Origin of the sequence: Streptomyces sp. CAI-85, from assembly GCF_013363615.1 — a bacterium.
GTDB classification, from domain to species: domain Bacteria; phylum Actinomycetota; class Actinomycetes; order Streptomycetales; family Streptomycetaceae; genus Streptomyces; species Streptomyces antibioticus_B.
This window is the reverse complement of sequence record NZ_JAANNX010000001.1, coordinates 408627-417232: the sequence shown is the minus strand read 5'-3', so window position 1 is coordinate 417232 and position 8606 is coordinate 408627. Positions and strand designations below refer to the sequence as shown.

7 protein-coding genes are annotated in these 8606 nt (G+C 73.9%); 1 reads left to right on the top strand and 6 read right to left on the bottom strand.

Annotated elements, in window-relative coordinates; genetic code table 11:
• Positions 1-20: 20 nt before the first annotated feature.
• Positions 21-230 carry an MbtH family protein gene (locus tag G6W55_RS01765; protein ID WP_030783072.1) on the top strand — a complete coding sequence of 70 codons (210 nt, stop codon included), beginning with the start codon at positions 21-23 and terminating at the stop codon, positions 228-230.
• An 80-nt stretch (positions 231-310) separates the two neighbouring features.
• Here G6W55_RS01765 and G6W55_RS01760 read toward each other — a convergent pair whose 3' ends face one another.
• The 6 genes from G6W55_RS01760 to G6W55_RS01735 all read right to left on the bottom strand — a co-directional run bounded on the left by G6W55_RS01760 (position 311) and on the right by G6W55_RS01735 (position 8558).
• Positions 311-1381 carry an iron-siderophore ABC transporter substrate-binding protein gene (locus G6W55_RS01760; RefSeq protein ID WP_175518972.1) on the bottom strand — a complete coding sequence of 357 codons (1071 nt, stop codon included), beginning with the start codon at positions 1379-1381 and terminating at the stop codon, positions 311-313.
• Positions 1382-1468: 87 nt separating this feature from the next.
• The gene (locus tag G6W55_RS01755; protein WP_175518971.1) at positions 1469-3307 is read right to left on the bottom strand and encodes an ABC transporter ATP-binding protein; all 1839 of its coding nucleotides are present in this window, start codon (positions 3305-3307) and stop codon (positions 1469-1471) included.
• Complete coding sequence (locus tag G6W55_RS01750) at positions 3304-5031, bottom strand: ABC transporter ATP-binding protein (protein WP_175518970.1); 1728 nt, start codon at positions 5029-5031, stop codon at positions 3304-3306. Before G6W55_RS01750 ends, G6W55_RS01755 begins: the two co-directional genes overlap by 4 nt.
• A 117-nt stretch (positions 5032-5148) precedes the next feature.
• Positions 5149-5910, bottom strand: coding sequence for a sulfite exporter TauE/SafE family protein (locus G6W55_RS01745; RefSeq protein ID WP_175519169.1), 762 nt, complete (start codon positions 5908-5910; stop codon positions 5149-5151).
• A 28-nt stretch (positions 5911-5938) separates the two neighbouring features.
• The gene (locus G6W55_RS01740) at positions 5939-7285 is read right to left on the bottom strand and encodes a rhodanese-like domain-containing protein (protein WP_175518969.1); all 1347 of its coding nucleotides are present in this window, start codon (positions 7283-7285) and stop codon (positions 5939-5941) included.
• Between the two features lie 49 nt (positions 7286-7334).
• Positions 7335-8558 carry an FAD/NAD(P)-binding oxidoreductase gene (locus tag G6W55_RS01735; RefSeq protein WP_175518968.1) on the bottom strand — a complete coding sequence of 408 codons (1224 nt, stop codon included), beginning with the start codon at positions 8556-8558 and terminating at the stop codon, positions 7335-7337.
• Positions 8559-8606 lie beyond the last annotated feature (48 nt).

Sequence of the window (8606 nt, the reverse complement as noted above, 5' to 3'; positions counted from 1 at the left end):
AGGGCATGGAGAGGATCGGCATGAGCAACCCGTTCGAGGACCCCGAGGGCGTCTACCTGGTGCTCGTCAACGACGAGAACCAGCACAGCCTGTGGCCCGACTTCGTGGACGTCCCGGCCGGCTGGCGGACCGTCCACGGGCCCGCCTCCCGCCAGGAGTGCCTGGAGCACGTCGAGACCCACTGGACCGACATGCGGCCGCGCAGCCTGGCCGAGTCGATGGACGGCTGAGCAACAGGGCAGCAGACACCGGGACATGACTGAGGGGGCCGACACCGTCGGCCCCCTCAGTCATGCTCACGTCCGCCGGATCAGGAGGCGGGCTGCTCCACCTTCGTGGCCGGCTTGCCGTCGACCGCCGCCGTCAACTGCGGCACCAGACGCTCCAGTTCGTACGGCAGGCTCAGCACCGTACCGAAGGACACGGCGTTGCCGTAGTCGCTGGACTCGTTGACGTACACCTCACGGCCCTCGGTGACCACCTTCAGGTCCTTGTAGGTGGCGTCCTTGTGCAGCTTCGCGGAGTCCTTGGCGACGTCACCGACGATCCACACGATCGCGTTCTGGTCCAGCAGGTCGGTGCGCTCCTTGCTGATGTTCGCGCCGAACTGGTCCCCGATCACCTTGTCCAGGTCCGCGGGCAGCGTGAACCCGAGGTTGGTCAGCAGCCGCGAGCGCGGGTCCTGGCTGCCGAACACGAAGATGCCCTCGTACGGCGTCGCCATCAGCGCGGTCTTCCCCGCGAACTCGGGGTGCTCCGCCTTGACCGCGTCGATCTTCGCCTCGGTCTCCTTGACGGCCGCGGCCGCCTCGGCCGACTTGCCGAGCGCCTTGCCGATCGTCTCGGTCTGCTCCTGCCACGGCACGCCGTAGTCGTTGTACTCCTTCGGCTGCGCGACCACGGGCGCGAACTTCGACAGCGACTCGTACTGCTCCTTGGTGATGCCGCCGTAGACGCTGAGGATCAGGTCCGGCTTGAGCGCGGCGATCTTCTCCACCTGCGGGCCGGTGCCGGTGTCCTTCAGGACGGTCGGGGCCGCCTCCCCGCCGAGCTTGTCGGACGCCCAGGGGCCGACGGCACCCTTGTAGCCGCCGATCCACTCGGTGGTGCCCACCGGCACCGTGCCGAGGGCGAGCACCGAGTCCTGGTCGGTGAGGCCGACGGTGACGATCCGCTTCGGCTCGGACTTGATCGTCGTACTGCCGAACTTGTGCGTGATGGTGACCGGGAACGCGGACTTCCCGGAGGCCGTGGCCTTCGAACCGGCTGACGAGGAGCCGGAGTCCGAGTCGTCCCCGCCGCAGCCGGCGGCCGTGGCGAGGACGACGAGGGCGGAGGCCAGCGCTGCGGCCGTACGTGACGCTCTGCGGAAGCGGGGCATCGGTGGTTCCTTCGGTAGGTTCCTGTGGTGCTGGGCGGTGGTGTGGGGGATGGGATGTGAGGGTGCTGGGGCGTGGGGGTGTGGGGTCTAGGAGGCGCCGGGGGAGCGGGTGTCGGACCAGGCGTCCCACAGGGCCGCGTACGGCCCCCGGGCGGCCCTGAGTTCGTCGTGCGTGCCCGTCTCGACGATCCGGCCCGCGTCCATCACGACGATCCGGTCGGCGGTCGCGGCCTGGCTCAGCCGGTGGGCGACGATCAGCGCGGTCCGGCCGTCCACGGCACGCGCCACGGCCTTCTCCAACGCACGGGCACCGGCGCTGCCCGCCTCGGCGGTGGCCTCGTCCAGGATCACCAGCGGCGGATCGGCGAGGACCAGCCGGGCCAGGGCGAGCGCCTGCGTCTGCGCGCCGTCCAGCCGGTGACCGCCGTCGCCGACCACGGTGCGCAGCCCGTCCGGCAGCGCCTCGGCCCAGTCGAGGGCGTCGACCTGCTGGAGCGCGGAGCGCAGTTCGTCGTCGGTGGCGTCGGCGCGTGCCAGCCGCAGATCGTCGGCGAGCGGACCGGCGAACACATGGGTCTCCTGGGTCAGCAGGGCGATCGTCCGGCCCGCGCCCGCCGCCCCCAGCTCGGCCGGCGGGACCCCGCCCACCAGGACGGTGCCCTCGGCCGGCTGCTGGATGCCCGCCACCAGCCGGGCCAGCGTGGTCTTGCCCGCGCCGCTCGCCCCGACCAGCGCCACCCGCTCGCCCGCCCGGACCGTCAGGTCCACGCCGCTGAGCACGGGATGACCGGGCCGGTAGGAGTGGCCGACGCCGCGCACCGCGATGTCCACCTCGCCGGTGGCCGCAGGGCGGGACGGAGCCTGCGCCGGCGGCAGATCGGTGACACCGACGAGCCGCGCCAGGCCGGCGGTGGCCGACTGGGCGTCGTCCAGCAGCACCAGGGCGGCGTTGACCGGCGCGAACAGACTGTGGAAGTACAGGGCCGCCGCCGTCGCCGTACCGATCGACGCGAGGCCCGCGTCGACCATCCAGCAGCCGGTCGCCAGGACCGCCGCGAGACCGAGGTACTCGGCGACGTGCAGCCGGCTGTAGAAGCCGAGCACGAGCCGGACGCCCTGCATCATCAGCGCCACCAGCGACCCGGAGCGCTCGGTGACCCGCTCGGTGTGCTCCCGCTCCAGCCGGAACGACCGCACGGTGGAACCGCCGCCGACCGTGTCCAGCAACTGCTGCTGCTGGGCGCTGCCCGCCACCCGCTGCCGCGCGTACAGCGGCACCGCGCGGGCCACATACCAGCGGGCGGTGACGACCTGGATGGGCACCGCGACCAGCGCGGCGAGCAGGAACCGCCAGTCCAGGACGGCCAGCGCGCCGAAGGTGAGCACGATGGTGAGCAGCGAGCGGGCGAACTCCGGCAGCGCGCTGCGCACGGCGTCCGCGATCAGCGACACGTCGGCGGTCACCCGCGCGGTGAGGTCTCCGGCGCCTGCCTTCTCCACCCGCTCCAGGGGCAGTCCGAGCGCGCGTTCGACGAACCGCTCCCGCAGCCGGGCGAGCGTCGTCTCGCCGAGCCGGGAGATCAGCGACAGCCCGAACCCGGTCGAGACGCCCTGGGCCACGGCCACGGCGACCAGCAGCAGCGCGGTGGTGGTGATGGCGTCGGCGGCCGCGGAGCCCCGGTCGGCGGCCAGGTCGACGATCCGCCCCAGCAGCGGCTGCACCAGCAGTCCTACGGCGGTGGAGGCGACCATCACCGTCAGCGCGCCCAGCGCCAGACGCCTTTGCGGGCGCACCAGTTCGGCGACGGCGGCGCGGGTGCGGGCGGGGGTGGCCACGGGGAGGAGCGTGGGGGTCTCGCCGGTCTCGGTGGAGGTCTTGCCGGTCTCGGTGGGGCGCTCGCCGTTGTCCGTGAGGCGCTCGCTCATGAGAGGACCGCCGTCCGGTAGGGGGCGCACTCGTGGACGAGCTGTTCATGACCGCCGCTCGCCGCCACGCGGCCGCCGTCGAGGAGGATCACCCGGTCCGTGATCCCGAGCAGGGCGGGGCTGTTGGTGACCAGCACGGTGGTGCGGCCAGCGCGTATCTCGCTGATCCCGGCGGCGATCCGGACCTCGGTGACGGCGTCCACGGCGGTCGTGGGCTCGTGCAGCACGAGGACCGGCGCGTCGGCGGCGAGCGCCCGGGCCAGCGCCACCCGCTGCCGCTGGCCGCCGGAGAGCGAGTGCCCGCGCGCGGTGACGGCGGTGTCGCGGCCGTCGGGCAGGGTGCGGACGACCTCGTCCGTCGCGGACGCGGTGAGCACGGCGGAGACCCGCGCGCCTCCGACGGCCGCCGGGACCGCCGCGGTGACGTTGTCCAACAGGGTTCCCTCGAACAGATCGGCGTCGTGCTCGGCGACGAGCAACGCGGCCCGCAGCCCCGTGAGTTCCAGCGCGGTGAGCGCCGTCCCGTCCAGCTCCACGGCCCCTTCGTCCGGATCGGCGCGGCGGCCGAGCAGGCGCAGCAGCGCGGCCGCGTCGGCGGGGTCGACGGTGACGACACCGACCGTCTCACCGGCGGCGACGTCCAGATCCAGCGCGCGCAGCGGCCCGTACGACACCCCGCGCAGCGCCACCGGCAGACCGGGCCGGTCCTCGGTGCCCGCCGGTACGGCCGTCCGCGCGGACTCCGTCACGGGGGACACCGCGCGCGGCGCGTCCAGCACCTCGGCGATCCGGCCGGCGGAGGCGCGGCCCTGCGCCAACTCGGCGTTGACCCAGGAGAACTCGGAGAGCGGCCCGATGAGGAACAGGGCCAGCGCGACGGACGACACCAGTTCGCCGATCCCGATGTCCCCGGCGGCCGCGAGCCGTCCGCCGACGAGCGCGACGACGGCCAGGAACGCGCCGGTGAGCACGGTCACCATCGCGTTCTGCCATGCCTCGGCGCGGGCCGCGCGCAGCGTGGCGGTGAGGGACTCCTGACTGATGCGCCGGTAGCGGGAGACGGCCGTCGGCTCGATGCCGATGCCCTTGAGCACGCGCAGTCCGGCGACCAGGTCCGCCGCCACACCGGAGGCGCGCGCCGCCTGCTCCTGCTCGTGCTCGCTGCGCGCCTCGAGAGGCTTGCTCAGCAGATGAACGAGCCACAGCAGCAGGGGAGTTCCGAGCAGGACGAGCAGCCCGAGCGGCAGCGACACCCGCAGCAGCACGACCGCGCCGACCGCGATACCGGTCGCCGCCGCGATGCCGACGATCAGCGCCATCATCACGGCGCCGACCCGTTTGGCGTCCTCCGTCGCGATGTTGGCCAGCTCGCCGGGCAACCGGCCCTCCTCCGCGCCGCCTTCGGGCGCGAGGACCCGGCCGATCACCTCGGTCCTGAGGCGGTGCGCGGTGGTCAGGGCGGCGCGCTCACCGGCGCGGGCACTCCACCGGAAGCTGAACGACAGCCCGACGTAGACCACCGCCAGGACGCCCAGCCACAGCAGGAGTCCGGGCACGTCGCCGTCGACCACGCCCTCGTCGATCGCCAGACCGATGAGCACCGGCACGAGGGCCTCGCCCGTCTGATGTCCCATGCCCAGTACGGCGCCCAGCGTCACATCACGACGCTGTTCGCGCACGGCACGCCGCAGGACCTTCCGGCCGGGCGGGTCCGCCTTGCTCACGTTTCCCTCCGGACCGATGGCTCACGGCACTTGAGAAGCCTACCCTCTGACTTAGGTAAGGCTAACTTCTATCGCATCCGGGTGCCAGGCGCCGAGTCGAGATCCTGTGATCGCGGGTCACGATGTGATTGCGAGGACCACCGTCTCGACGGCCATCAGGGCGGCGGCCGCCAGGAGCATCCCGGCGAACACGCGCCGCAGCACCGCCCCGGAGACCTTCGCCGCGAGCCGTCCGCCGTCCCACGCGCCCAGGACGGCGGCGCCCGCGAACGGCGCGAGGACGGCCGGGTCGAGCCCGTCGGCGGGCCCGGCGCGCACCGCCAGCGCGGCAAGGGAGTTGAGCGTGATCACCAGCAGGCTCGTCCCCGCCGCCTCCCGGATCCGCAGTCCGACCGCCGCGGTCAGCGCGGGCACGGCGAGGAATCCGCCGCCGACGCCGAGGACTCCGGTGGTCGCGCCGAGCCCGGCACCGGCCGCCAGCGCATGCAGGGGCCGGGGCGGCCGTACGACATCCCCGGCGGCCGGTCCCGGGAGCAGCATGCGCGGGGCGGCGGCCGCCGCGATCACCGCGAAGGCGCCCGTCAGGACCGCGTCCGGCAGCCGGGCCGCCAGGGCACCGCCCGCCACGGCGGTCGGGACACCTGCCGCCGTGAACAGCAGTCCCGTGCGCCAGCGGACCAGGCCCTGACGTGCGTGCCGGGCGAGCGCGGTGGCGGCGGTGACCGCCACGACGACCAGCGCGGCGGTGCCGGCCGCGACCGGGGGCACGCCCAGCCCGACGAGCGCCGGGACCGTCAGCAGGCCGCCGCCCGCGCCGAGGGCGCCGAGCGCCAGCCCCACGAGGGAGCCGGCCGCCAGCGCGAGGACCAGGGCGGTCACGACGGCGCGCGCGGGCGGGGACACGGGTTCACCAGGGCCGGTCCGGCTCGAACGTGTCGTCCACGGCGACCACCGCACGCCCCGCGGCGTCCAGCAGCGAGGCGGCGACGGCCGCCCGCGCGCCGCCCGCGCAGTGCACCCACACCTGACCGTCCGGCAGGTCGCCGAGACCCCGGGGCAGATGGTGCAGCGGCAGATGCACCGAGCCGGGCACGGCGCCGGCCGCCCGCTCGGCGGTCCGCCGGACGTCGAGCACGACGAGCCCCTCGCGCGGGTGCACGGCGGCGAGGTCGTCGAAGCGGGCCCGCGGGAAGGAGACGGGCTTCTCGCCCGCGGTCAGCCAGGCCGCGGGACCGCCGGTCGCCGCAGCGGCCGGCCGGTCGATGCCGACCCGCACCAACTCCCGTTGCGCGTAAGCGACTTGATCGTCCGAGTCGCCGAGCAGGGTCACCGGCCGGCCCCAGGGGAGCAGCCAGGCGAGCCAGGTGGCGAACTGCCCGTCCGTCTCGAAGTTGACCGTCCCCGCCACATGCCCCGCCGCGAACGCGACGCGATGCCGCAGGTCGACCACCCACTCGCCCGCCGCCAGCCGTTCGGCGATCTCGTCGGCGTCGGCCGCCCCCGCCGGGGTGAGGTCGACCGGCGCTGGTCCGGCCGCGTTGGTGGGGCCCATGTGCGTGTAGTAGGCGGGCACGTCGTCCAGACCGGCCAGGAGATCCGCGACGAATCCGTCCACGTCGCGGGTCAACGCCGCGTTGGCCGTCTTCTGCCCGCCGATCGTCGCCGCGCCGGAGGCCGCCGGTGCCGAGGCGCAGAAGCTGCCGAACCCATGGGTGGGCAGCACGGCCGTGTCGTCGGGGAGCGTGCCGGCCAGTCGGCGGGCGGAGGCGTGCTGGGCGCGGGCCAGGTGTCCGGTCAGCCGCGGCTCGACCAGGTCGGGCCGTCCGACCGTGCCGAGCAGCAGGGACCCGCCGGTGAACACCGCGACCGGCACGCCCCGTTCCTCCAGCACGTACGCCGTATGGTGCGGGGTGTGGCCGGGCGTGGCGAGCGCCCGCAGGGTCAGCCCGGACGCCCCGTCCACGACGACCGTGTCCCCGTCGTCCACGGCGGTCCGGGCGAAGGACACCCGTGCACCGGACGGCACCAGATAGGCGGCGCCGGTCACCTGGGCCAGATGCAGACCGCCGGACACATGGTCGTTGTGCAGATGCGTCTCCACGACATGGGAGATCCGCACCCCGGACCGGGCCGCCGCCCCGATCACCCGGTCGATGTCACGCGGCGGGTCGACGACGACGGCGCTCCGCGAACCCCCGGCCAGATAGCCCCGGTTGCCGAGCCCCGCCGTCTCGACGGTGTCGATGAAGAACACGCGCGCACTCCTCACTCGGAGGGAGCCGACAGAGAACCCACCGGGCACGTCACAGCCGGCCGGTCAGCATGCCGTGCCAGTACAGCGGCGGCAGGACGTACCGTTTGAACACCCACATGTCACGGCGTTCCTTGAACGTGTCGATCAGCGGGAACGACGGCCGGGGCCGCAGGTCGTAGTCGAACTCGGCGAGCAGCATGCGGTCGCGGGCCGTGACCAGCGGGCAGGACGTGTATCCGTCGTAACGCCGGTTCGGGGGACGGCCGTTCATCGCCTGGACCAGGTTCGCCGCGACCACCGGCGCCTGCGCGCGCACGGCCGCGCCGGTCTTGGAGGTGGGCAGATGGGCGATGTCGCCGAGCGCGAACACGCTGTCGTACACCGGGTGTCGGAGGGTGTGCCGGTCGGCGGCGACGAACCCCTGCGGGCTCGCCGGGTCGGCGAGCGGCCCCGCCTTGATCCAGTCGGGCGCGCTCTGCGGCGGAACGGCGTGCAGCAGGTCGTAGGGGAGGTCTTCCGTCGTGCCGTACGTGTGGTCGGTGACGGTGAGCGTGCGCCGGGCGCCGTCCACGGCCGTCATCTCCGAGCGGAACCGCACCTCGACGCCGTAGCGGGAGACCACCCGCTCCAGGATCTCCCGGTAGGGGCTCACCCGGAACAACTCGCTCTCGGGGAGCACGAAGACGACCCGGATCCCGGCCAGGACCCCGCTCCGCCGCCAGTGGTCGGCCGCCAGATACATGATCTTCTGCGGTGCCCCGCCGCACTTGACGGGGGTGGCCGGCTGGGTGAACACGGCGGTGCCCGACCGCAGTTCCCTGATCAGCTCCCAGGTGCGCGGGGCGTGGGCGGCCGCGTAGTTGCTGCTCACCCGGTCCCGCCCGACCGCCTCGGCGAGACCGGGCACCGCGTCCCAGTCGAGCTGGAGACCGGCGGCCAACACCAGGTGGTCGTAGGCGAGTTGCATGCCGTCGTCCAGCGTGACGGTGCGGGCGTCGGGGTCGACGGCCGTCGCGGCCCGGCGGATCCAGCGCACCCCGCGCGGCACGACCGACGCCTGCGGGCGCCGCGAACCGGCCAACGGGGCCTGGCCGCCGCCCACCAGCGTCCACAGCGGCTGGTACCAGTGGGTGCCGGAGGGTTCGACGAGGACGATGTCCTCGACCCCGGCACGGCGTAATCGGGCGGCGACGCCGACACCGGCGCTGCCACCGCCGACGATGACGACCCGGTGACGCCGGGCGGGTGAGGCGGAGCCGGAACGGGAGGACATGATGTGACTCCTCGTCATGTGGCGTGCACGGAACGGTCGTTCGCGGGC